Raw genomic sequence first — 25,447 nt, 5'->3', positions numbered from 1 at the left:
TCATCCACCATCGCGTGCGGCCCGTGTTGGAGCGTAGTCGCAACGGTTGCGGGGGTGTCTTCGATGATGCTGCATCACGTTTCTATCGTTGCCACGGATCTGGCCCGATCGGTCGCCTTCTATCGCAATGTCTTCGGTCTGGAGCAGATCGAGAGGCCGCCCTTCAGCACGGACGGAGCGTGGTTTGCCTGCGGGGCGCTGCAGGTCCACATCATCATCAATCCGGCCGGGACCTTCCGGCGTGCGGCGACCATAGACACGGCCGACGGGCATTTCGCGTTCCGCACCGATGATTTCGAGGGATGTATTCGAGGGCTGATCGCAAAGGGTTTTCGGGAGGACGCGCCTGATGGCGATCCGTGGCGGTTGCGACTTAGGCGCAATGGGCCGGCAGGCTTTCCACAAGCTTACCTCCTCGATCCCGATCGCAACATCATCGAAATCAACGGTGCTCCATAGGGATATCGTGGACGAGAAAGCGACACCGACTCTGTGAGCCGCGGGCGGCTGCCGGTTGATCGTTTGCTGTCGTCGACCGGTCCGCTGGAGGGGATCAACGAGGCATTCGATCGGCTCCATGCCGGCCAGATTATCCGGCACGTCATCGATTTCGAAGGCGCCTAGACGTTTTCCGGCCGGTCCTTGGGGTCGAATTGGATGATCGTGATCCATTTGGCGGTCAGCGCCGGCTTCTTCTCGTTCTCGATCTCGATCGAGACGTCATAGCTCGTCATCAGCATGCCGGCGCCGCGGAAGCGGGCTTCGGCGAGGACAAAGTGGCCGCGGATGCGCGCGCCCGTTTTGACCGGCGAGAGGAAACGGACGTTCTCGAAGCCGTAATTGATGCCCATGGTCTGCTCGCGGACCTTCGGCAGGCTGTTGTAGTTCATTGCCGAGAGCAGCGAGAGGGTAAGAAAGCCGTGAGCGATGGTGCCGCCGAAGGGACTCGATGCGGCGCGCTCCGGGTCGACATGGATGAACTGATGGTCGTTGGTCGCATGCGCAAACGCATCGATCATGGCCTGATCGACGACAATCCAGTCCGAGAGGCCGGTTTCAGTACCGACCAGCCCAGGCACATCCGCGAGCGAAATTTCCTTGACCATTGATTCCTCATGAGAAAGCGCAGCGCAAGCCTTACAATGGGATTGTGACGATTGCGACAAGGAATTGCAGGCAGGAGCCCGGCAGATCAACTTTCGAGATAGAAAGCGACCGAGCGGCGCGGCACGATCGCCGAAGTCGCGGATTTCCTCGACGCATCGGGGGCAAGAAGTCGCCATGGGGACGAACCGGGCAACGCAAAGATTTCCTCGCCGCCCGAGCGATTGAAAAGCACGGCCAGCCGTGTCGCCTTGCTGCTTTCAGCGTCGCGCGTCGAAAGCACCATTCCGAGCGTGGAAAAGTTCGGCGTCTCCCACTCCTGCACGCTCATCGGCTGGCCGGAGGGCGATATCCATTCGACATCGCCGTTGCCGTTGAGGAAGCCCATCTCCGCGAAGGCGGAGAAGCGCTTGCGCAGGCCGGAGATGAATGCGGTATGGGCGATAAGATCGTCGTCGAGCGCTGCCCAGTCGACCCAGGTGATCTCATTGTCCTGGCAATAGGCATTGTTGTTGCCGCGCTGGGTGCGGCCGGTTTCGTCGCCCGCCGTTAGCATGATGCTGCCACGGGTGGCAAAGAGCGTGGCGAGCAGCGCCTTCAGGTCGTCACGGCGCTTGCGAATGATATCGGGGTAGCGGGTTTCGCCCTCGACGCCGTTGTTCCAGGTGTGGTTCTCGTTGTGGCCGTCGCGGTTTTGCTCGCCGTTCGCCCCGTTGTGCTTGCCGCTGTAGGACACGACATCCCTCAGCGTAAAGCCGTCATGGGCGGCGAGGAAATTGACACTGCGCGTCCCTGTCCCTGCGTTTCGCGAGAAGATATCGGAGCAGCCGGCAAGGGCAGTCGCGAGCGGGCCGGTCTTGTAGTCGTCGCCGCGCCAGTAGCACCTGACATCGTCGCGCACACGGTCGTTCCATTCGAGAAACGGCGCCGGGAAGTTGCCAAGCTGATAGCCGCCGGGGCCGATGTCCCAGGGTTCGGCGATCATCACGCGGTCCGCCAGCACATCATCGGCGAGCATCGCCGTCAACGTTTTGCCGTGTGCCTCGAAGCCGTTTGAGGAACGGCCAAGGACGGGGGCGAGGTCGAAGCGGAAACCGTCGATCCCGGCGCCGAGCACAAAGTGGCGCAGGCTGTCGATGATCAGCTGCCTGATATAGGGATGATCGCAAGCGACGGTGTTGCCCGTTCCGGTATCGTTGACCAATTCGCCTGGCCGGCCGGGCAGATGGCGATAGAAGGAGAGATTGTCGAGGCCACGCAGCGACAGCGTTGTGCCGAAGCGGTCGCTCTCGCCGGTATGATTGAAGACGAGATCGAGGATGACGGCGATGCCTTCCGCATGGAGCTTCGCAACGGTATCGCGTAGTTGCGCCATGCCGCCAGGGACAAGCCGCGGATCCAGCGCCATGAAGGCAACGGGGTTGTAGCCCCAGCCGTTTCTCAGCCCGAGCGGCGGCAGGTGACGCTCGTCGATCCAGGCGGTGATCGGCATGAGCTCGATGGCATCGACGCCGATACGCTTCAGATGCGCGATCACCGAGGGATGCGCCAAAGCTGCGACCGTGCCGCGCTCGGCTTCGGGAATATCCGGATGCAGCATCGTGAAGGGCCGCACCGCGACCTCGTAGATGAAGCCGCCCGGCCTGAAGAGGGACTTTGCCGGCTTCCCGCTGATGTCGCGGGTGACGATCGCCTTCGGCACGAGATGCTGCGTCTCGGCGCCGAAGGTGCCGAGCAGAGAATCATGGTGGAAGGGGCGATCGAGTTCCTTTGCGTAGGGATCAACCAGCAGCTTCGACGGGTCGAACCAAAGGCCACTGTCGGGTGCATAGACGCCGTCGGCGCGGTAGCCGTAGCGCGCGCCTTCCTTCAATCCGTCGACGAAGAGACGATGAACATGGTCATCGCCGCGTTCCATCGGCAGGCGGGTTAGTTCCTTGTCGTCGTCGCCGAACAGACACAACTCGATCTGTCCGGCATTGTGCGACCAGACGGCGAAATCAACGCCGGTCTCAAAGATGGTCGCCCCGCCTTGCCCGGATTTGTTCGCCGCCATGCTGCCCCGGTCAGGTAATCACGGAGGGAGCGTCGCGGCCCGTGCGGCTGCGAATATCGGTGATCGTCTCGGCGGCAACGATAAGATCGGCGAGCGCCTGCTGCGTCTCGATGTTGTGACGGCTCGAATCCGGCTCGTACCGCTCGACGTAGACGCGCAGAGTTGCCCCCGATGTTCCCGTACCAGAGAGACGGAAGACCACGCGCGAGCCGCCTTCGAACAGGATACGAATGCCTTGATGCTCGCTGACCGACTTGTCGACCGGGTCGTGATAGGCAAAGTCGTCGGCCTTCTCGACCTTCAGCGGGCCGAAGCTCTTGCCCGGTAGCGAACCAAGCTGGCTGCGCAGGTTTGCCATCAGGCCATTTGCTGCGTCGGTGTCCACGCCTTCGTAGTCGTGGCGCGAATAGTAGTTGCGGCCATAGGTCTGCCAGTGCTGGGTGACGATGTCCTGAACGCTTTCGCCGCGGACGGCCAGAATGTTTAGCCAGAGCAGAACCGCCCATAGGCCGTCCTTCTCGCGCACGTGGTTGGAGCCGGTACCGGCGCTTTCCTCGCCGCAGATCGTCGCCATCCCGGCATCGAGCAGGTTACCGAAGAACTTCCAGCCGGTCGGCGTCTCGTACATGCCGATGCCACGGCGCTCGGCGACGCGGTCAGCCGCACCTGATGTCGGCATGGAGCGGGCGATGCCGGCGAGACCGCCCGAATACCCGGGCGCGAGATTGGCGTTGGCCGCCAGGATCGCAAGGCTATCGGACGGCGTCACGAAGATGCCGCGGCCGATGATGAGGTTGCGGTCGCCGTCGCCATCGGATGCTGCGCCGAAATCGGGCGCATCGTCGCCCATCATCTCGTCGTAGAGTTCCTTGCAGTGAACCGGGTTCGGGTCGGGATGGTGGCCACCGAAATCGGGCAACGGCATGAAATTGCGAACCGAGCCGGACGGGGCGCCAAGGCGGTTTTCGAAGATTTCCTTGGCATAAGGGCCGGTGACCGCGCTCATCGCATCGAAGGCGATGCGGAAGCCAAGGCTGATGAGGTTGCGGATGGCGCCGAAATCGAAGAGCTCTTCCATCAGAGCCGTATAGTCTTCGACCGAATCGAGCACCGAGAGAATCATGCCGCCGGGCAATTCGTCCTTGCCGATGCGGTCGAGGTTCACATCAGGGAAATCGGCGATCTTGTAGGTGTCGATCACCTTCGTGCGCGCATAGATCGCGTCGGTGATTTTCTCCGGCGCCGGCCCGCCGTTGTTGATATTGTACTTGATGCCGAAATCTTCGGTCGGACCGCCGGGATTGTGGCTGGCCGACAGAATGATGCCGCCGAAGGCCTTGTATTTGCGGATAATGTGGGAGGCTGCCGGGGTCGACAGGATGCCGCCCTTGCCGACGATCACCTTGCCGAAGCCATTGGCGGCGGCCATCTTGATCGCCTTCTGGATGACTTCCCGGTTGTAGTAGCGTCCGTCGCCGCCGATGACGAGGCACTTGCCCTGGAACCCTTCCAGCGAATCGAAGATCGACTGGATGAAGTTCTCGGCATAGTTCGGCTGCTGGAATACGGGGACCTTCTTTCGCAGGCCCGACGTGCCCGGCTTCTGATCCTGATAGGGCGTAGTGGATACGGATTTTATCATTTTCTCTCACTTGCCTTTGGGGGCGAGGCTTGAATAGAGGGCAGCGTAGCGCTCGGCGCTCTTTTCCCACGAGACATCCGATTTCATGCCCTGCTTTTGCAATTGGGTCCAGACTTTTTGATCGGCGTAAAGAAGTAGCGCTCGGCGGATGGCTTGCAACAGACCCGATGCCGTCACAGGCGAGAATTGTATCCCGGTTGCCACTTTCGCTGCAAGAGCGGCATGATTGGCGTCGATGACGGTGTCGTTCAACCCGCCGGTGCGGGCGACGATCGGCACGCATCCGTAGCGCAGGCCGTAAAGCTGCGTCAGGCCGCAGGGCTCGAAGCGCGAGGGGATGATGATGGCGTCGGAGCCGGCCTGCATGAGGTGCGACATCGGCTCGTTGTAGCCGATGGAGACGCCGATCCGCCCGGGGTGGCGGGCGGCGGCGGCGAGCAGCGAACCTTCGAGCGCCGCGTCTCCCGAACCAAGAATGGCAAGCTTGCCGCCCATGTCGACGATCTGATCGGCGGTGGCGGCGATGACGTCCATGCCCTTCTGCCAGGTGAGGCGGCTGATGATTGAGAAGATCGGCGCGTTGTCGTTGTGAAGCCCGAAGAACTCGGCGATCGAGGTGCGGTTTTCGACGCGGCTCTTCAGCGTGGTGCCGTTGTAATGCGTGTGGACAACGGGATCGGTCGACGGATTCCAGACGTCGGTATCGATGCCATTGACGATGCCGTGGAGCGAATCGATTCGGCTTGTGATGACGCCCTGGAGGCCCATGCCGAACTCGGGGGTCAGGATTTCGCCGGCATAGGAAGGGCTAACGGTGGTGATGGCGTGGGCGGTCTGCAGGCCACCCTTCAGAAAGCCGACATTGCCGTAATATTCGATGCTTTCCGTTGCGAAGGCATGCGGCGGCAAGCGAAGGCCGGGGAAGACATCGGCGCCGAACTGGCCCTGGAAAGCGATGTTGTGGATTGTCAACACGCTCGGCAATTCCGGCGTTGGGTAGTAGCGCATGTAGACCGAGGTCATCGCCGACTGCCAATCATGCGTATGCACGAGGTCGGGCCGCCAGCCCGGCATCAATCCTGCGGCAATCTCGGCGCCGGCCAGAGACAATGCTGCAAAGCGACGCCAGTTGTCGGGATAGTCCCTGCCGGTTGCATCGAGATAGGGACCGCCCGCGCGGTCGTAGTAGGCGGGTGCATCGAGCACGAGGATATCAATCCCCTCGTGCTCCACTTCCAGGACCGTCGCAGGCTCGCCGAGCAGATCATCGAACTGAAGCCGGGCGACGGGCTTGCGGATCGCCTTCATGACGGCTGGATAGCCGGGCATGAGGGTCTTGGTTTCGACGCCGAAACGCTTGAGGGCGATCGGCAGGGCACCCGCCACGTCGGCAAGGCCCCCTGTCTTGACGAGCGGGAAGACCTCGGACGAAACCGAAAGAACTTTCATTTGTCAAAGATCCAGCTTGTCGATCATCGGCTGCGTGATGAGGCAAATTCCGCTCTCGGTGCGCCGGAACCGCTTGGCATCGAGTTCCGGGTCCTCGCCGACGACAAGGCCTTCCGGGATGACGACGCCGTGATCGATCACGACGTCCCTGAGCTGTGCGTGCCGGCCGACCTTCACGCTCGGCAGGACGACCGCTCCCTCCAGCTTGGAATAGGAGTTGGCGCGCACACCGGTGAACAGAAGGCTCCTGTTGAGCGTCGCGCCCGATATGATGCAGTCGCCCGCCACGACGGACGAGGTCGCCGAGCCACGGCGGTCCTCGTCGTCATGGACGAATTTTGCCGGCGGCGAGATTTCTGCGTAGGTCCAGATCGGCCAGGACTTGTCGTAGATATCCAGTTCCGGAACGATCGCGGTGAGGTCGATGTTGGCCTGCCAATAGGCATCGATCGTCCCAACGTCGCGCCAATAGGGCTCGTGCTCGAAATCGGAGCGGACGCAGGATTGCGCGAAGCGGTGAGCGACGGCCTTACCGTTCTTGACGATGTAGGGGATGATGTCCTTGCCGAAGTCCTTGCTGGAGTTCGGGTCGGCGGCGTCGCGGCGCAACGCATCGATCAGGAACTTCGTGTGGAACACGTAAATGCCCATGGAGGCCAGTGCAAAATCCAGCTTGTCGGGAATGCCCGGCGGGTCGGCAGGCTTCTCGATGAAGTCGATGATCCTATCGTTCTGGTCGACACGCATGACGCCGAAACCGACGGCCTCCATGCGCGGCACTTCCAGGCAGCCGATCGTGACGTCGGCGCCGGAATCGACATGCTGCTGCAGCATGTATTCGTAGTCCATCTTGTAGACATGGTCGCCGGCAAGGATGACCATGTATTCGACGCCATAATCCTCGATGATGTCGATGTTCTGGTAGACGGCGTCGGCCGTGCCTTCGTACCACTGCGTCTCGGAGACGCGCTGGGAGGCCGGCAGAATGTCGAAACTCTCGTTTCGCTCGGGGCGGAAGAAGTTCCAGCCGCGCTGCATGTGGCGGATCAGTGAGTGCGCCTTGTACTGGGTGGCGACGCCGATGCGGCGGATGCCCGAGTTCAGGGCATTCGACAACGCGAAGTCGATGATGCGGGTCTTGCCGCCGAAGTAGACCGCCGGCTTGGCGCGGCGATCGGTGAGCTCCTTGAGGCGGCTTCCCCGACCGCCTGCGAGAACATAGGCCATTGCGTCGCGGGCAAGTGGCTGAACACGTTTTTCTACCATTTTTATCCTCCCACCAGTCTTCAGTTCTCAGGTTCAAGCATGATCGTCGCCAGAGGCGGCAAGGTGATCGATGCGGCGATGTTGCCGCCGGCATTAACGGCCTGAACGCGACCGCCATTGCCCTTGCCGCTGCCGCCGTAGATGTCGGCATCGGTATTCAGAATCTCGCGCCACCGCCCCTCGATCGGTAGGCGCACTGTGTAGTTCTCGCGATAAACCGGTGTCAGATTGCAGATCACGGCAACCGGCTTTTCGCCCGGCGCCTTGCGTAGCCAGGCGAAGACGGAATTCTCGTGGTCGTCGGCGATCAGCCATTCGAAGCCGTCGCCCTCGCAATCGCGGGCATGCAGCGCCGGCTTGCTGCGGTAGGTGAAGTTGAGGTCGCGCACCAGCCGACGCATGCCCTCGTGCATCCGATACTGCAGCAGGTTCCAGTCGAGCGATGTCGCCTCGTTCCACTCGCTCCACTGTGCAAATTCCTGACCCATGAACAGCAGCTTCTTGCCCGGATAGCCCCACATGAAGGCGTAGTAGGCACGCAGGTTGGCGAACTTTTGCCAATCGTCGCCAGGCATCTTGGCGATCAGCGAGCCCTTTCCATGCACCACCTCATCATGGGAGAGCGGCAGCACGAAGTTCTCCGAATAGGCGTAGAGCAGGCCGAAGGTCAGCTCGTTGTGATGATGTTTGCGGTAGATCGGCTCGCGGCTCATGTAGCTCAGCGTGTCGTGCATGAAGCCCATGTTCCACTTGAAGCCGAAGCCGAGGCCGCCTTCGTGAACCGGCTGCGACACCTTCGGCCAGGACGTCGACTCCTCGGCGATGGTCATCACGCCGGGATGCTCGGCGTAGATGCGCGTGTTCATGTTCTGCAGGAAGCGAACGGCTTCCAGATTCTCGTTGCCGCCGTACTCGTTCGGAATCCATTCGCCGTGCTTGCGGGAATAGTCGAGATAGAGCATCGAGGCGACGGCATCGACGCGCAGGCCGTCGAGATGGAACTTCTCGGCCCAATAGAGCGCGTTGTTGACGAGGTAGGAAATGACTTCGGTGCGACCGAAATTGTAGATCGCGGTGTTCCAATCGGGATGGAAGCCCTTACGCGGGTCTTCGTGCTCGTAGAGCGCCGTGCCGTCGAACCAGCCGAGACCGTGTTCGTCGGTCGGGAAATGCGCGGGCACCCAATCGAGGATGACGCCAAGGCCGACCTTGTGGCAGCCGTTGACGAAGCGGGCGAAACCCTCAGGCTCGCCGAAGCGGGCGGTGGGGGCATAGAGCCCGGTCGTCTGGTATCCCCAGGACGGATCATAGGGGTGCTCGGTAATCGGCAGGAACTCTATGTGAGTGAAGCCCATGTCGACGCAGTAGGGGATCAGCCGGGATGCCAACTCGTCCCAGGAGAGAAACGTGCTGTCATCACGCCGCTGCCACGAACCGGCATGAACCTCGTAGATTGAAATCGGCTGACGACGCTTGTCGGTCTCACTCCAGTGCTTCAGATGCGCTTCGTCGTCCCAATCCTGCAGCAGTTCGGACGCCGCGACCGAGGCCGTCTTCGGGCGCAACTCGCTGCGACGGGCAAACGGATCGGCCTTCAACGGTAGAAGCACTCCGTCGTGGCCGCGAATTTCGAATTTGTAGGCGACGTCCGTCGGAACATCCGGGGCGAAGATCTCCCAGATACCGGAGCCGGAGCGGAAACGCATCACATGGCGGCGGCCGTCCCAGCCGTTGAAATCACCGACGACGGAGACACGCTGGGCATTTGGTGCCCAGACCGCGAAATGGATGCCCTGTGCGCCCTCGTGCTTGATCCAGTGCGCGCCCATCTTGTCGAAGAGGCGCAGGTGGGAACCCTCGCGCACGTAATAGTCATCCATCGGTCCGAGGACCGGCCCGAAGCTATAGGGGTCGGTCACAGCCCATTCGGCGTCGCCGCGCCGCGCGCGGTAGCGCACCGGCTGCAGCTTCGTCAGCGAAACCTGTCCGGCGAAAAAGCCGTCCGGATGCTGCAGGCTCAATTCCCCAATGACGCTGCCGTCGAGCGCCATTGCTGTTGCCTCTTCGGCACCGGCAATGAAGCAGCGGGCGACATAGGCATCGCCCGATTTGTGAACGCCGAGAACGGCGAAAGGGTTGGAATGCGACCCTGCGAGGATTGCCGCTATCTCGTCTGCCGAAATCTCCCAGGGAAGTCTGACTTCAAGGGTGGCTTTCGGCGTTTTCATCCGGCTCTCCAGATTTCCTTGGCATATTGGCGTATCGTGCGGTCGGACGAAAACCAGCCCATCCGCGCCGTGTTGCAGATCGCCTTCGAATTCCAGGTGGATGGATCGGTCCAGAGCTGGTCGACATCGCGCTGGGCCTGGGCGTAGGCATCGAAATCGGCCGCCACCATGAACCAGTCATGGGCATAGATGCCCTCGATCAACGCCGAGTATCGGTTTCGGTCGTCGTGCGAGAAGACGCCGGAACTGATGGCCTGCAGGGCCTGGGACAGTTCGCGAGAGGCTTCGATGATGGCGCGGGGATTGTGGCCGTCGGCACGGGCGGCAGCGACTTCATCGGCGCGCAGGCCGAAGATGATGATGTTGTCCTCACCGACATGATCGCGCATCTCGACATTGGCGCCATCAAGCGTGCCGATTGTCAGCGCGCCGTTGAGGGCAAACTTCATGTTACCGGTACCCGATGCCTCCATCCCGGCCGTCGAGATCTGCTCGGAAAGATCGGCAGCCGGCACCATGACCTCGGCCAGCGAGACGTTGTAGTTCGGTACGAACACGACCTTCAGCAGGCCGCGGACGGCCGGGTCGTTGTTGATCGTGCGGGCGACATCGTTGATCAGTTTGATGATCAGCTTAGCATTGTGATAGCTCGGCGCCGCCTTGCCGGCGAACAGCTTGACGCGCGGTACCCAGTCCAACTCAGGATGCGAGCGGATTTGGTCATAGAGGGCGACGGCCTCGATGACGTTGAGCAGCTGGCGCTTGTATTCGTGGATGCGTTTGATCTGGATATCGAACATAGCCGACGGATCGAGCTTGATGCCCATGCGGCTGGCGACAAGGTTAGATAATGCCACCTTGTTGGCACGCTTCACCGCAGCGAACTTCTCCTGGAAGCTTGCATCGCTCGCGAACTTGTCAAGCGGCTTCAGTTTCTCGGCATCGTCCAGGAAATCGTCGCCGATCGCCTCGCGGATCAGTGAGGTCAGGCCGGGATTGCACTGCTGCAGCCAGCGGCGTGGCGTGATGCCGTTCGTCTTGTTGTTGATGCGGTCGGGATAAAGCTTGTGCAGGTCGGCAAAGACCGTAACCTTCATCAGGTCGGTGTGCAGCGCCGAGACGCCGTTGATCGAATGGGCGCCGACGAAGGCGAGGTTGCCCATGCGCACACGGCGCTCGCCGCTTTCCTCGATCAGCGAAATCGAGCGGATTTCCGTCTCCGAGAAACTCTTGTTCCGGCGCGCCTCAAGCAGCACCTTGGCGTTGATTGCGTAGATGATCTGCATGTGGCGCGGCAGCAGACGCTCGAAAAGCGGGATCGGCCAGGTTTCGAGCGCTTCAGGCAGGAGCGTGTGATTGGTGTAGCCGATCGTGCCACGGGTGATATCCCAGGCCAGGTCGAACTCCATGCCGTGAACATCGCACAGCAGCCGCATGAGCTCGGCGACGGAGACGGCCGGGTGCGTATCATTCAGCTGGATCGCAACCTTGTCGGGCAGCGAGGTGAAGTCGTCATACTGCTGCAGATGACGGCGCAGGATGTCCTGCAGGGATGCGGAGGAGAAGAAGAACTCCTGGCGCAGGCGCAGCTCCTGGCCGGCAGCTGTCGCATCGGCCGGATAGAGGACACGCGTCAGGCTTTCCGCCTTGTTGCTTTCGCGCAGCGCGCCGATGTGATCCCCGGCGTTGAAGGCATCGAGCAGGATCGGGTCGATCGGCTGCGCCGACCAGAGACGCAGCGTGTTGACGCGCTTGCCCCGCCAGCCGACCACAGGCGTGTCGAAGGCTGCGGCAATGACACGTTCGGCCGGTTTCCACACGTAGCGGGGCTCGCCCTCGGGGTTGTTGACGACATCCACCGTGCCGCCGAAGCCGATTTCGTAAGCGCTTTCGCGGCGCTCGAACTCCCAGGGGTTGCCGTGTGCCAGCCAGCTCTCGGGCAGCTCCACCTGCCAGCCGTCGGCAAGCTGCTGGCGGAAGAGGCCGTGCACATAGCGGATGCCGTAGCCATAGGCAGGCACCTCGACGGTCGCCATGCTTTCCATGAAACAGGCGGCGAGACGACCGAGGCCGCCGTTGCCGAGCGCGGCGTCGGGCTCGAGGCCGGCGATGACCGAAACATCGACGCCGAGCGAGGCGAGCGCGTCGCGAACCTGTTCCATGAGGCCGAGGTTCGAGACAGCATCGCGCATCAGGCGTCCAATGAGGAATTCGAGCGAGAGGTAGTAAACGCGCTTGTCGCCGGTCGCATAGACCCTGCGGGTCGATTCCATCCACTTGTCGATGATGCGGTCGCGCAAAACGAGGATCGTCGCAGTCAGCCAGTCATGGGGCTTGGCGACCTTCGCATCCTTGCCGATGCGATAGGTCAGGCGCTCGATGATTTCTTCGGCGAGAATTTCAGGCTTGGAACTGCGGGGGGCGGGGGAAGGGATGGTCGGCTTCGAAACGGTGTTCATCGTCAGTCCTCGCCAATTCTGTTTGGTTTCAGTACGTTATGCCAATTTCAATCGGTTTACCACGCACTAAAGACGCAGTTTATGCATCGTTACAACGCACTTGCAACAAGGGAATTACCCAAACGAGAAAATTGACAGAGCTCGGTATCCGGCCGCGGAAAGAACTTGATTTCAATCGGTTTTCCGATTTTGATAGGCGCGTTTTTGAAACGAAAAGCCGCTCCGGTTGGTTCCCGGAGCGGCTTATTTTTTGGGAAACTGCGCCAAGAGATCAGTTGATCAAGCGTGTCTTCTGGTCGGAGGTCTTTGCGCCGATCTCCTGGAAGGCGGCGAGAAGATCGGACATGCTTTCTGCCTTGAAGTAGTGATTGTCGTCTGTCGCGCAATACTTCAACAGCGCCTGGCCATTCGTAGGCGCCATGAAGGCGACCGTGTAGATCTCAATGCCATCGCCCTTCGCTTTATCGCACGTGGCCTTCGTCAACGTGTCATATGAGCGGCCGCCTGACGTATCATTGTTGTTGTCGCCGTCCGTCATGAAGACAATATATTTCTTGGGCGTCTGGCCGGTTTTCGCCTGGTGCAGAGCGTTTTCGTTGTCGTTGCCGGCATTGTTCTTCGCCATCAGCGAGCCATAGGCCATGCTCACCGCGCCGCTGGAATTCGTGCCATTGGCCGCCGAGAGCGCGTTGACATAGGTCGTCACGGCACTGGTTCCCCAGGCGAGCTTGGTTTCCGGATAGGTAATGAGATCGTAGGAGACCGCACCAGTGCGGGAGTAGATGTGTGTTGGGTCAGCCTTGTCGAGCTCGGTCGTCAAGTTGCCGACCGCGAGCTTCAGGGCTTCGATTTTAGTGTAGTAGTTTGTGCGCGTGCCGGTGCACTTGTTCGTCCATTTGCCCTTGTCGTTCCAGTGGTAGTCGCAATTATACGTATATGATTCAGTTGGGGTATCTGCGTCGGTGGTTGTCGTGTCGTCGCCCATCGAGCCCGATTTGTCGAGTGCGAGAAAGATCGAGACGGAACCCTGCTTCTCGGAGTAACCGCTCGACGTCTGGCTTCCCGCGCCGATATTGGTGGTCTTGAAGCCGATGACCTGCGCCAGGCCGCTCAGGTCCATGCTGTAGGACGATGAGACGCTGACGCTGTAGCTTGTGCCACCGTTGGAGGTCGTCTTGGTCGCCGTGGCGGTCGTAGCATCCCTCAGCGCGGTCGTGTCGCGAATGAAGTTTGCCATCTGACCGGCAACGAAATCCTTGGCGAAGGCGGCGGCGGTCGTTGTGTTGATCTTCCCGTCAGCAAGGGCGGCGGCGGTGGCAAGCGCCGCTGCATCGGACGCTTCCTGCAACTGATGCTTCGCCATCGCAGCGTTCGTGATGTCGACCGCAAGCGCGCCCGCTCCAATCGTAACCGGCAGCAGAATTGCGCTTATGATCCCGAAATTGCCATGCCGGTCGTTCCGCAGCCGAGACAGGCTCGACTTCAGCGAACGCAAGGTGCTCATCATGTTCACCTGAGTTAGTGCCCCAATAACGCTTAACTCATGCGCCGCAATTCTTGAGTTCACCTTTATCAAGTCGTTAAGATTCTAACGGAATGTCACTTTCTTGTGCGCAGCCTCGGTGAAAACGCCTTCCCTGAGGGACGTGCTGCGCCAATACGCCTACCGGGTCAATCATCCCAGCGGGATGACATCCACCGCCTGGACGGCGCGTTGGCCGCCGTAGCTTTTCAGTACGCCGATGACTGGTGCGACGTCGGCGTAGTCGCGGCCATAGGCAACGACGATATGGTCCGTGCCGGCCGGGATATTGTTTGTCGGATCGAGTTCGACCCAGCCGATCGTTTCGCCGCACCAGACCCTGACCCAGGCGTGCATGGCGTCGGCACCCTCCAGCCGTTCCTTGCCGGGCGGTGGAATGGTGCGCAGGAAGCCGGAGACATAGCCTGCCGGAATGCCGAGGCTGCGCAGCGCAAGGATCATGACATGGACGAAGTCCTGGCAGACGCCGCTCCTCAACTGGAAGGCTTCGAGCGGGGTGGTGTCCACAGTCGTCGCATCGGCGTCGTAGGTGAAATCCTGATGGATTTTGGCGCAGAGTGCAGTCGCGATCTGCAGCACGGTCAATGACGGTTCGGCGCAGGCTCTCGCATATTCCGAGATCGCGCGCGTTTCCAGCAGGCGGGGACTATTGCCGAGAAAGTGGTGCGGAGCGTCAGGCTTCAGCGACCAGACACCCGCGACCTCGTCCGGAAGCTTCGCCAGCACGGGGGAGAAATCCGCCGCGATCGAATGGCTCTCCACCTGGACGCGGGCCTGCATCCGAATGTCCAGCTTCTCATGCGGCGCTCGCAGCATGAAGGAGGTTGCCGGATGTTCGAAGAAATCGATGAAGTGCGCCTGCTCGTCGGGCGTCGGCAAGACCTTGATCGAGCCGGCAATCAGCCGCTGGCGGTTCGGCAGCGACAATGGCATCAGCCGCATGATGTGGCGCGCGCCGGAGGCCGGCGTGTCGTAGATGTAGCCCATGTGCAGCGAGAGGTCGTAGAGCATGCGCGTCACCCGAGATATGTGCGGGCAAGAAGGTCGGACAGCAGTTCCAGCTCGCGTTCGAGGCGACGATAGTCGTCGACGCTCATCGTCTCCGGCGTCATCACCGCAAGGCCGGAGTGCAGCCGCATCGCTTCGCGGTAGAACGGCGACATCTGGCCGTTGACGAGCGCATTCGGCAGTTGTTCGACCTCGCGGTGGATCTCATTCATCTGGAAGAGAATCGAGCGCGGGTTGAGCGGATCGAGCGCCAGAAGATCGGTCACCGTCAGGCGGGCGGTGTTGACGTTGTAGCGACGGCGATGGGTCATCACGCTGTCGCCGATTTCGAGCAGCATGTCGAGCGCGCCGTCCGGGGCGTCCGTACCCGACATGTGGCCGAGCAGACGCGTCATGTGCAGGCCGCGCTCGATATGGCGACCGAGCGAGAGGAAGCGCCAGCCGGTGAAGCGATACATGTTCTCGTGCACCAGACCGGCGAAGCCCGCGAGTTTGCGCAGCAGGATCGTCATGGCATGGCTGGCATCGTCGCCGGGCGAGATCGTGTCGTGGAAGCGGCGCGCGGTCTTGGCGAGATCGGTCAGCGCCAACCAGCCGTCCGGCGAGAAGCGGTCGCGGATGTTGCTGGCGGAATAGACGGCGCTGTCGATGTTGCGCAGCAGTGTGTTTGGCACCGCATCTTCGGTGTCGATGTCGACGGCGGCCAGATAGGCCGTCACGTCGGCCAGCAACGGCTGGCCCGGGTCGGCGGCCTCGGCAAAGCGGGCGTGCCAGGCGCGCAGGATGCGCAGCGCGCCTTCCGCGCGTTCGATGTAGCGGCCAAGCCAGAAGAGGTTGTCGGCCGCGCGGCTCGGCAGGCTGCCCGGCATGTTGCGGGTAAAGCTGCCTTCCGCCGGCAGCAACGTGTGGCGTTCCACCGGCTTGTCGCTGACGATCCATACGTCGGCGGCCGCACCGCCCGATTGCATGGCGATGGCCGAAACGTCATCGCTGCCGCCGATGCGGGCAAAGCCGCCCGGCATGATCTGCCAGCCATTGGCCGTGCGGGCGGCAAAGACGCGCAAGGACATCGGCCGCGGCGTGAGCCTGCCGTCAATCCAGGCCGGCGTCGTCGACAGCGTCACGACTTCTTGGCCGACGAGTTTTGCGCCGTCGGAATCCAGCCAATCGCCGATCGAGTCCTTGGCGGCGGCACGCAAGGTCGAGCCGAGCACGGATTCGCCGCTGTCGTCGAAGAAGGGTGCGCGCGAATAGGCCGGGCCGATCACCATCTTCTCGATGTTCTCAGCCACATGCCCGCGCTCATCCTTCTGACCGCACCACCAGGTCGCGATCGACGGGAGCTTCAGTTCTTCGCCGAACAGCCGGCGACAGATCGTCGGCATGAAGGCAAGCAGCGCGCGTGTTTCGATGATGCCGCTGCCGAGCGCGTTGACGATCGTCACGCTTTCCGCCCGGAGGGCCTCGACGAGGCCGGGCGTGCCGATATGCGAGTTCTGGTTCAGTTCCAGCGGGTCGGCATAGGCTGAATCGAGGCGGCGCCAGAGCACGGTGATCGGCTTCAAGCCGGAAACGGTGCGGACCATGACCTTGCCGTTGACGACGGTCAGGTCCTCGCCTTCGAGCAGCATGAAGCCGAGATAGCGAGCGATATAGGCGTGTTCGTAATAGGTTTCGTTGGCGGGACCTGGCGTCAGCACGGCGATGCGGTCGTCGCCGCTGTGCTTCATGCCTTGCAGCGAATCGCGGAATGCGCCGAAGAAAGAGGCCAGCCGATGCACCGGCGTTTCGGCGTAAATGTCGGAGAAAGCGCGGGTTGTCGCGACGCGGTTTTCGAGCGCAAAACCGGCGCCTGATGGCGCCTGGGTGCGGTCGGCCAGCACCCACCAATTGCCGTCGGGCCCGCGGCCGATCTCGAAAGCGCAAAAATGCAGGTAGTGGCCGCCAGCCGGGGTGACGCCGACGAGCGGACGCTGATACTCCGGATTGGCGGCAATCAGCGCGGGTGGCAGCACGCCTTGCGCGACGAGCCGGTTCTGGCCGTAGATGTCGGCCACGATCGCCTCCAGCAGGTCGGCGCGCTGCACCAGGCCAGCCGCGACCACTTCCCATTCGCGCGCATCGATCAAGACAGGCACATGCGAAAGCGGCCAGGAACGCTCGGCGCTGCCAGTGCTGCCATAGGCGCGATAGAAAACGCCGGCATCGCGCAGATAACGATCGGCGCGGGTGAAGCGCTCGGTCAGATCCTTATCGGGCATGCTGCTGAGATGCGCGAAGAAGCGCTGCCAGACCGGGCGGATCGCGCCGTTGGTGTCGACCATTTCGTCGGCGACGCCAGGCAGGGGAGCATAGCCGAGTACCGCATCGTTGCCGGTGCGCTCCCGTGGCTCTTCCCTCAGTTCTGCCGTCGGTTTTTTGCCCATTTCACCCTAACGTTTAAATTCCCACCGGTCGTCGAAGATCCAGCGTTAGCGGGAATTCCGGCGACGCTGTTTCAGCGCGCGGGATATAACCGCCTGCCGTATGCCCCCACGGCTCGAATCGCGCCAGACGCCTTGCTTCCGCTTCGTTACCATTGACAGGGAAGGTGTCATAGCTACGCCCGCCGGGATGGGCAACATGATAGATGCAGCCGCCGATCGAACGCTTCGACCACGTATCATAAATGTCGAAGGTCAGCGGCGTGCTGACCGGCAAAAGCGGGTGCAATCCCGACGCCGGCTGCCAGGCCTTGAAGCGGACGCCGGCGACGGAGACGCCCGCCGTGCCGGTCGGCGTCAGCGGCACCGTGCGGCCGTTGCAGGTGACGGTGTAGCGCGAGGCATTGCTGGTCTCGAGGCGAACCTGCAGGCGCTCGACGGAGCTGTCGACATAGCGCACGGTGCCGCCGATCGCCCCTTCCTCGCCCATGACGTTCCAAGGTTCCAGCGCCTGGCGCAGTTCCAGCTTCGAGCCCTCGTATTCGACCTCGCCGCAGAAGGGGAAGCGGAATTCGAGCTGCGCCTTGAACCATTCGGGACTGACGTCGAAGCCGTTCTGCCTGAGATCGCCGAGCACATCGAGGAAATCGGCCCAGACGAAGTGCGGCAGCATGAAGCGGTCGTGCAGCGTCGTTCCCCAGCGCACGAACCTGCCATCGGCCGGGTTCTGCCAGAAACGGGCGATCAGCGCGCGCACCATCAATTGCTGGGCCAGTGACATGCGGGCGTTCGGCGGCATTTCGAAACCGCGGAACTCGACGAGGCCGAGACGGCCGGTCGGGCCATCCGGGGAGAACAGCTTGTCGATGCAGATTTCGGCGCGGTGGGTGTTGCCCGTCACATCGATCAGCGTGTTGCGAAACAGGCGGTCAGTGATCCATGGGAGCGGCGCCGCCCCGTGGCCGGGCGCCGGGATCTGGGCAAGCGCCGTCTCCAGCTCGTAGAGGCTGTCGTGGCGGGCCTCGTCGATGCGCGGCGCCTGGCTGGTCGGGCCGATGAACATGCCTGAGAACAGGTAGGAGAGCGAGGGATGGCGCTGCCAGTGCAGCACCAGGCTCTTCAACAGGTCGGGACGGCGCAGGAACGGGCTGTCGCCTGGATTGGCGCCGCCGACGACCACGTGGTTGCCGCCGCCGGTGCCGGTGTGGCGACCGTCGATCATGAATTTGTCGGCGCCAAGCCGGGTCTGGCGCGCCTCCTCATAGACCGTCGTGGTGATGTCGACGCAGTCCTGCCAGTTGGACGCGGGATGGACGTTGACCTCGATGACACCGGGGTCGGGGGCGACGCGGATGACGTTGATGCGCTCGTCCTGCGGCGGCAAATAGCCTTCGATATGGACGGGCAGGCCGAGCTCGGCCGCGGCATTTTCGGCGGCGGCGATCAGTTCGAGATAATCCTCAATGCGCTCGACCGGCGGCATGAAGACGCAGAGCCTTCCGTCGCGCGGCTCGACCGAAATGGCGGTACGCACCGCGCCGCCGATTTCGCCGATCGTTTGCTCGACGCGGCTCTGGCTGCTGTCGTCGCTGTGGCGGGACGCTTCGGGCATGGCGCGGCCGGCGGGAACGAAGACCTCTGGCAGCGGCTGGCGAGGGATCGAGGGATCGGCTGGGTGGATATAGGGAAAGCGAGCCGGAGGCACATAGGGCAGCGTGCCGAGCGGCAGGCGATAGCCGACGGGGCTGTCGCCGGGCACGAGGAAGATCTTGCCGCGGCGGGTCTTCCATTTTTCGCTGACCCAGCGCTGGCCCGATGCCCTGGCGTTCCAGGCCTGAACCGGCAGAATGTAGCCGGTCGGCGTCGTCAGGCCGCGCTCGAAGACACGGGCGATGCGGCTGCGCTCTTCCGGGTCCTTCAGCTTGGAATTGGACGGATCGACATTTTCCGGCAGGCTGCCTTCCTTGATGATCCATTCGGCCGGATCCTCGTAGGCGGGAAGTACCATGTCGGGCTCGATCGCCAACTCGCGGGCGATCGCATTCAGCAGGTTGGAGGCGTCCTCGGCTTTGACGCCGGTGTCCTTGCCTTCGCCGGCGATCAGCTCCGGGTTTCGCCAGATCGGCTTGCCGTCCTTGCGCCAGTAGAGCGAGAAGGTCCAGCGTGGCAGGCTTTCGCCCGGATACCACTTGCCCTGGCCGTAATGCAGAAAGCCGCCGGGGGCGAAGCGTTCGCGCAGCTTGCGGATCAGCTCGTCTGCCTTCTCGCGCTTGGTCGGGCCGACGGCGGCGGTGTTCCATTCCTCGGATTCGAAGTCGTCGATCGAGACGAAGGTCGGTTCGCCGCCCATGGTCAGGCGAACGTCCTCGGCTTGAAGAATGCTATCGACCTTTGCGCCAAGTGCGTTGAGTTCGTCCCAGCTGTCGTCGGAGAAAGGCTTGGTGATACGCGGATGCTCGGCAACGCGCGACACCTTCATGTCGAAGGCGAACTCGGTGTTGGCCTCGCCAAAGAGCGCACCGGAGATCGGGGCGGCGTTGCGATAGTGCGGGGTGGCGGCGAGCGGGATGTGGCTCTCCCCGGTCAGCAGCCCGGAGGTCGGGTCGAGGCCGACCCAGCCGGCGCCGGGAAGATAGACTTCGCACCAGGCGTGCAGGTCGGTGAAATCGACCTCAGTCCCCGAGGGGCCGTCGAGCGCCTTCAGGTCGGGTGTCAGCTGGATGAGATAGCCGGAGACGAAGCGGGCGGCGAGCCCAAGATTGCGCAGGATCTCGACCAGCAGCCAGCTCGAATCGCGACAGGAGCCGAGGGCGAGCTTCAGCGTTTCCTCCGGCGTCTGGACGCCGGGCTCCATGCGGATGACGTATTCGATGTCTTCCTTCAGGCGGGCGTTGAGGCCGACGATGAAATCGATGGTGCGCACCGGCGTGCGGTCGATGCCGGAGACGTAAGCTGCCAGCGCCGGTTCCATCGGCTGCGGCTGCATGTAAATCTTCAGATCGTCCCTGATGTCTTCGGGATAGGAGAAGGGCCACGTCTCGGCGCTCTCTTCGATGAAGAAATCGAAGGGATTGTAGACCGTCATGTCGGCGACGAGATCGACCTCGATCTTGAATTCGGTGACCGGGTCCGGAAAGACGTAGCGGGCGAGATAATTGCCGTAGGGATCCTGCTGCAGGTTCACGAAATGGTTGGACGGCGAGACCTTCAGCGCGTGGCTGATCACCCGCGTCTTCGAATGCGAGGCCGGTTTCAGGCGGATGATCTGGGGTCCGAGGCGGACCGGCTTGTCGTATTTGTAGTGCGTAGGTGATAGATGCTGGCTTTGATCGACATATCTTGCCTTATCTGGCGCCACATCTTCGTGCGGCATTTCCTGTTCCCGGACGTCAGTGTGTGCAATGCAGCGAAAGAATGCAAGAAGGTAAGGCCGAGCCGGCTAAGCCTTTAGGCAGCCTTCGCAAAGGTCACGGAGACTTTGAGGCCCTTGCGGTTCGCGCCAGGCTCCAGCGCCAGCGCCGCATTGAAGAGGCCGGCAATCTCCTCGACGATCGGCAGGCCGAGCCCGGCGCCCGGCGTACCCGAATCGCTGCCACGCGAAAAGCGCTGGCGGACGGCGGCCAGCTTGTCGGACGGGATGCCTGGTCCGTTGTCTTCGACGTCGAGGCGGACAGTATCATCCGTCTCCGATATCCGAACCGTCACCTCTGCGCCCTTGCCGGCATAGGCGATGGCGTTTCCGGCGAGGTTGCGCAGCAGTTCGCCGATCAGAAGCGGCTCGGCGCGGACGAACGCAGGGCGGTCACCGTCGAATCCGAGATCGATGCCTGCCTCAGCGGCGGCCGGGATGAGCTCGCCGGTGATCTCCTGCGCGATGGCCGTCAGGTCGATGGAGGAGACCGTCAGCGCCTCCTTGGCCGTCGCCGCATCGATCTTTGCCATCAGCAACAATTGGGCGAGGATGCGCTCGGCGTGGGCGACGGCCTGGTCGCCTTTCAGGGCGGAGCCTTGCGCTTCGGCCAAGGTGCCGGCACGGGCCGATAGCGCGAGCTGCGTGCGGATGATCGCAAGCGGGGTGCGCAGCTGGTGGCTGGCGTTGCCGGTGAAGTTGCGAAGCGCATCGAGCGCCGACTCCAGACGCACCATGAAACCGTTTACCGTGTCGACCAGCGGCTGCACCTCACTCGGTACCGACTGTTCGATCGGGTGGAGGTCGTCGGGACTGCGCTCACCGATCGCGTCGCGCAGCTTGTAGAGCGGGCGCAGCGCGACGGTGACGGAGATCCAGACGATGACGGCGGCTCCTGCGATCATCAACGAGAGGCGGAGCGCGGAGCGGAAGAGGATGGCGCGGGCAAGCTGGCGGCGGGCAATCGTGGTTTCGGCAACGGTAACGGCGAAGGGCACCGAGCGGATGCCTGTCGAGGCCGAACGCTTGAGCGTTGCGACGCGGATCGGCTCGCCGCGGAATGTGTCGTCAGCGAAGGCAGCATTGTCGCCCACGGTTTCGGCAAGGACGGGAAGCGCCTGATAGCCGGTGATGAATTTCCCGGGCGGGCCGTCGACGCGGTAGAAGACGCGGTCCTGCGCGGCCGAGGTCAACATCTCCAGCGCCACATAGGGGATATCGACCTCGAGCGTGCCGTCTTCCGCAACGACGACGCGTTCTGCAATGGCAAGCGCGGAACCGGCCAGCACGCGATCCGATACGATGTTGGAGGTCTGCACGGCTTCGCGGTAGGTGTCGACCAGCGCGACCATGCCGATGATGGCGGTCGAGATCAGCAGCCAGAACAAGAGCCTTCGTCGGAGCGAATAGACCGTTGTCATGAGGCCTCGGGCAGCTTGTCGAGATAGTAGCCGATGCCACGCGCGGTCTTCACCGTGAGGCCGTAGGGCGACAGGCGCTTCCTCAGACGGCTGACATACTGCTCGATGGCATTGGCGGAAATGTCGTCGTCGAAAGCGGTCAGCGACTGAATGATCGCTTCCTTGGCGACGACCTTGCCGGCGCGCATGAAGAGGATCTCGAGAAGGCCGAGCTCGCGGGCGGGAATGTCCAATGGCGTCGAGCCGGCGGAGAAGGCGCGGGAGTTGAGATCAAGCGACACGCCGCCGAAGCTGACCGTCGCCGAATGCAGACCGGCCTGCCGGCGTAGCAGAACCCGCACGCGCGCTTCGAATTCCGAAACATCGAAGGGCTTGATGAGGTAGTCGTCGGCGCCGAGATCGAGACCCTTGACGCGCTCTTCTGGCGCGCCGCGCGCCGTCAGGATGAGGACCGCCGACTTGTTCTGCCGGGCGCGCATGGCGCGCAGAACATCGAGGCCGTCCATCTCCGGCAGGTTCAGGTCGAGCACGACGAGATCGAAGTTCTCGGCTGCCGTCACGGCATTGGCAGAGGCGCCGTCATGCACGACATCGACGGCATGACCGGTGCCGCGCAGGATGGCCGAAAGCCCGTCGGCCAGCGCGATATTGTCCTCCACCAGTAGAATGCGCACGGATGTTCCCTTGGTTTTTGAAGAGGATACAGGCTGGTGCGGCCGATGTCACGAGGACGGGCGCGTCTAGTGATGGAGGAAAAACGTGCTTGAGCCGCCCCTTGGGTCATAGCCTATAAGGGGGCAATGGAGGTGCGATGACCGGACGAATCAACGAAAATCTCTGGCTGACGGCTGCCCAATGCGCCGAGCGGATGGGTCTTACGGTGCGGGCGCTGCGGCTCTATGAGGCGCGCGGTTTGATCAACCCGCGCCGGACCGGCAAGAACTGGCGGTTATACGGTCTTTCTGACATAGCGCGGTTGCATGAAATCTTGGCGCTGAAGCGCATGGGGCTAAGTCTCGCCCACATCACCCAATTGCTGGCGGGACGTGCGATCGATCTCGACCGGACGCTCGCCATGCAGCAGGCCGCCCTCGTCGCTTTGCGCGAGAGGGCCGAGGAGGGGCTCGCCCTCATTCGGGCATCGCGGCAGCGCATTGCAGGCGGCGAGCCGATCGCCATTCACGACCTCATCAAGATAGCAAGGGAAACAGACATGAGCGACGATACCGCTGATGCCGTGGCATGGCGGCGCTACGAGCAGGCCCGCCCGCGCACCGAAGTGTCGATCGATCCGGCCCTTTACAGCCGCTGCGTCGGCGCCTACCGCTTTCCGAACGGCGGCGTCATGACGATCTCAATGTGTGAGGGAGGGCTGGCGGCTCAGCTCACCGGTCAGGACCGGTTGGATATCTATCCTGAAAAGGAGGATGTCTTTTTCTATCGAGTCGTGCCGGCGCAGCTAAGCTTCGCCCACGAGAATGGGGCTCCAGCGGAAGGCCTCATACTCCACCAGAACGGCTACGAGCAGATAGCACGGCGCATCGACGAGGGTCTGGCGCAGGAGATCGCCGCTGAACTTGAAAGTAGGATCAGGGACAAGCGACCGGTCGCCGGCAGCGAGGCCCGGTTGCTTAGCCTCATCGACGAGGCTGCACGCGGCGAATACGATCTCGGCCGGATGACCGAGCCGCTCGCCGCCGCGACGCGCGAGCAGGCGCAGAAGATCAAGGCCGATCTCGAAAAGGCGGGTCCCGTGAAAGGCCATGTTTTCAAGGGTGTATCGCCGGAAGGATGGGACGTCTACGAGGTGGTCTTCGAAAACGAACTGATGGAATGGCGCTTCACTCTCGCCGAGGATGGACGGTTCAGCGGCGCGTGGATCCGCCCGCTGCCCTAGATCGCTTCGGTGCCTTGTGTCGCCCTCCACCCTCATGCATCTTAGGGGGATGAGGAGACTATATTTACTTGCATGCCTGCTGCTCTGTCCCGGTCTGGCGACTGCGGACGAGGTGTTCTATCCCGCGCGTTCCGGCAATGCGCAGGCTCCGACGCTGGTCGTTTATTCCTCGCTTGACGAGCCCTTGGCGCAGCCGATGATCCACGGGTTTCAGGCGGCCAACCCCGATGTGGCGGTCAAGTATGAGGACATGCTGACCGGCGAAATCTACGATCGCATCGTGCGCGAGACGGATGCCGGCAAGCAGACGGCCGATTTCGCCTTCTCGTCGGCAATGGACCTGCAGGTGAAGCTTTCCAACGACGGCTACGCGCAGGTGAGCAACCTGCCGATGAGCGCTCGCTGGCCGAAATGGGCCAACTGGCGCAATACCGCCTACGCGCTGACTTTCGAGCCGGCGGTCTTCGTTTACCACAAGCCGAGCTTCACCAGTGAGCCGCCCCCGAGTTCGCGGGCCGAATTCGTCGATTACCTCAAGCGCAAAGGCGATATTATCCACGGCCGGATCGGAACCTATGACATCGAGCGCTCCGGCGTCGGTTTCCTGTTCATGGCGCGCGACCAGGAGCAGTTCGGCGATATCTGGTCGGTCGTCGGCGCCATGGGGGCGGCCGGCGTCAAGCTCTATTCCACGAGCTCTGCCATTCTGGAGCGTGTTTCCGACGGACGCTTTGTGCTCGGCTACAACATCCTCGGCTCCTACGCCGCCGATTGGGCGAGGCGCCATCCCGATGTCGGGATCGTGCTGCCGAAGGACTATACGGTGGTCATGTCGCGCATCGGCCTCGTGCCGCAGGCGGCGGCCGACCCGGAACTCGGGCGACGTTACCTCACCTTCTTCATGTCCAAGGAGGGGCAGACGATCATGGCGCGCGAGCTGCAGATTCCCGCCGTCAGCCCCGAAGTTGCCGGCGAAAATACGGCCAACACGATGCAGGAGCTTCTGGGTGCGCAGTTGCGGCCCGTGCCTGTCAGCCCGGGATTGATGGTCTATCTGGATCAGGTCAAGCGCGCGAGACTGATCGCGCACTGGAACGAAGTGCTGCGCACGCAATAGGGAGTTCGTCGCGGAAGCTACCGGAACAGGCAGGGCCGCTGGGCGTTAGCCAGCAATTCCTGCTTGGTCGCGAAGGATCCGAAAAGCGCGAGGAGACGCTTCTCCTCTTCCTTGTCCAACCGGTGACGGCGCGCGAAGTCGCGCACGCTCCACACCTGTCGTAAGCCCTCATGTTCGATTTGCTTGGTATCGATGTGAGAACTCATGGCCCAATCCTCCTAGCCGTCCTTAACGCCCGGGCGGCGGACAAGTTCCATCGAGGTCGAAATTCTGCGATGTCCCCCGGCCAGTGCCAATTACGGCAAAAAAGTGTCACTATGGGGTGGATACTTAGCCGATGTCAGCTAAATGACAGCTTGTTGTGGTCCGCTTTGCAGAACTTCAGCTCCGTGGAGGCGGAGAGATGAAGTTTCGGGAGGAGCTTG

General features: G+C 62.3%; 16 protein-coding genes and 2 pseudogenes. 4 read left to right on the top strand and 14 right to left on the bottom strand.

The window, feature by feature from the left end; genetic code table 11:
- Positions 1-63 precede the first annotated feature (63 nt).
- Both WGT02_RS19085 and WGT02_RS19080 read left to right on the top strand, forming a co-directional pair.
- Positions 64-459, top strand: coding sequence for a VOC family protein (locus WGT02_RS19085; RefSeq protein WP_024315875.1), 396 nt, complete (start codon positions 64-66; stop codon positions 457-459).
- A gap of 39 nt (positions 460-498) precedes the next feature.
- Positions 499-624 (top strand): annotated as a pseudogene (locus WGT02_RS19080) (alcohol dehydrogenase); the annotation flags it as partial.
- On the opposite strand, the gene WGT02_RS19075 reads toward WGT02_RS19080, so the two are convergent.
- From WGT02_RS19075 to WGT02_RS19015, 13 genes and pseudogenes are all read right to left on the bottom strand, one after another.
- Positions 621-1,106: a MaoC family dehydratase gene (locus WGT02_RS19075; protein ID WP_024315876.1), complete on the bottom strand. Its 486-nt coding sequence runs from the start codon at positions 1,104-1,106 to the stop codon at positions 621-623. The pseudogene WGT02_RS19080 and the gene WGT02_RS19075 sit on opposite strands and share 4 nt — an antisense overlap.
- 86 nt (positions 1,107-1,192) lie before the next feature.
- Entirely contained in the window at positions 1,193-3,160 is a 1,968-nt protein-coding gene (gene glgX, locus WGT02_RS19070) for a glycogen debranching protein GlgX (protein WP_208249675.1), read from the bottom strand.
- Between the two features lie 10 nt (positions 3,161-3,170).
- Positions 3,171-4,802: an alpha-D-glucose phosphate-specific phosphoglucomutase gene (locus tag WGT02_RS19065; protein WP_208249676.1), complete on the bottom strand. Its 1,632-nt coding sequence runs from the start codon at positions 4,800-4,802 to the stop codon at positions 3,171-3,173.
- 6 nt (positions 4,803-4,808) lie between these two features.
- Complete coding sequence (glgA, locus tag WGT02_RS19060; protein ID WP_024315879.1) at positions 4,809-6,251, bottom strand: glycogen synthase GlgA; 1,443 nt, start codon at positions 6,249-6,251, stop codon at positions 4,809-4,811.
- A gap of 3 nt (positions 6,252-6,254) precedes the next feature.
- Positions 6,255-7,517 carry a glucose-1-phosphate adenylyltransferase gene (glgC, locus tag WGT02_RS19055; RefSeq protein WP_208249677.1) on the bottom strand — a complete coding sequence of 421 codons (1,263 nt, stop codon included), beginning with the start codon at positions 7,515-7,517 and terminating at the stop codon, positions 6,255-6,257.
- Positions 7,518-7,537: 20 nt separating this feature from the next.
- Entirely contained in the window at positions 7,538-9,745 is a 2,208-nt protein-coding gene (gene glgB / locus WGT02_RS19050) for a 1,4-alpha-glucan branching protein GlgB (protein ID WP_024315881.1), read from the bottom strand.
- Positions 9,742-12,204, bottom strand: a complete 2,463-nt coding sequence (locus tag WGT02_RS19045; protein ID WP_024315882.1) for a glycogen/starch/alpha-glucan phosphorylase — start codon at positions 12,202-12,204, stop codon at positions 9,742-9,744. Before WGT02_RS19045 ends, glgB begins: the two co-directional genes overlap by 4 nt.
- A gap of 271 nt (positions 12,205-12,475) precedes the next feature.
- Positions 12,476-13,708, bottom strand: a complete 1,233-nt coding sequence (locus WGT02_RS19040; protein WP_208249678.1) for a TadE/TadG family type IV pilus assembly protein — start codon at positions 13,706-13,708, stop codon at positions 12,476-12,478.
- Between the two features lie 171 nt (positions 13,709-13,879).
- Entirely contained in the window at positions 13,880-14,758 is an 879-nt protein-coding gene (locus tag WGT02_RS19035; RefSeq protein ID WP_208249679.1) for a transglutaminase family protein, read from the bottom strand.
- A gap of 5 nt (positions 14,759-14,763) precedes the next feature.
- Complete coding sequence (locus WGT02_RS19030; RefSeq protein ID WP_208249680.1) at positions 14,764-17,181, bottom strand: circularly permuted type 2 ATP-grasp protein; 2,418 nt, start codon at positions 17,179-17,181, stop codon at positions 14,764-14,766.
- A gap of 13 nt (positions 17,182-17,194) precedes the next feature.
- A pseudogene (locus WGT02_RS19025) lies at positions 17,195-20,514 on the bottom strand (DUF2126 domain-containing protein).
- 111 nt (positions 20,515-20,625) lie between these two features.
- The gene (locus WGT02_RS19020) at positions 20,626-22,008 is read right to left on the bottom strand and encodes a sensor histidine kinase (protein WP_208249681.1); all 1,383 of its coding nucleotides are present in this window, start codon (positions 22,006-22,008) and stop codon (positions 20,626-20,628) included.
- Positions 22,005-22,682, bottom strand: a complete 678-nt coding sequence (locus WGT02_RS19015) for a response regulator transcription factor (RefSeq protein WP_024315888.1) — start codon at positions 22,680-22,682, stop codon at positions 22,005-22,007. Before WGT02_RS19015 ends, WGT02_RS19020 begins: the two co-directional genes overlap by 4 nt.
- Positions 22,683-22,819: 137 nt before the next feature.
- On the opposite strand from WGT02_RS19015, the gene WGT02_RS19010 reads away from it, so the two are divergent.
- Both WGT02_RS19010 and WGT02_RS19005 read left to right on the top strand, forming a co-directional pair.
- Complete coding sequence (locus WGT02_RS19010; protein ID WP_024315889.1) at positions 22,820-23,905, top strand: MerR family transcriptional regulator; 1,086 nt, start codon at positions 22,820-22,822, stop codon at positions 23,903-23,905.
- Between the two features lie 49 nt (positions 23,906-23,954).
- A complete protein-coding gene (locus tag WGT02_RS19005) occupies positions 23,955-25,022 on the top strand; it encodes an ABC transporter substrate-binding protein (RefSeq protein ID WP_051166689.1) in 1,068 nt (355 codons plus the stop codon).
- Positions 25,023-25,039: 17 nt separating this feature from the next.
- Here WGT02_RS19005 and WGT02_RS19000 read toward each other — a convergent pair whose 3' ends face one another.
- Complete coding sequence (locus tag WGT02_RS19000; RefSeq protein WP_024315891.1) at positions 25,040-25,228, bottom strand: hypothetical protein; 189 nt, start codon at positions 25,226-25,228, stop codon at positions 25,040-25,042.
- Positions 25,229-25,447 lie beyond the last annotated feature (219 nt).

This window comes from Rhizobium sp. T1470, from assembly GCF_042140505.1.
In the GTDB taxonomy this organism is placed as follows: Bacteria; Pseudomonadota; Alphaproteobacteria; order Rhizobiales; family Rhizobiaceae; genus Rhizobium; species Rhizobium favelukesii.
Note: the sequence above shows the minus strand (reverse complement) of the source record. Positions and strands in the feature narration are given on the sequence as shown.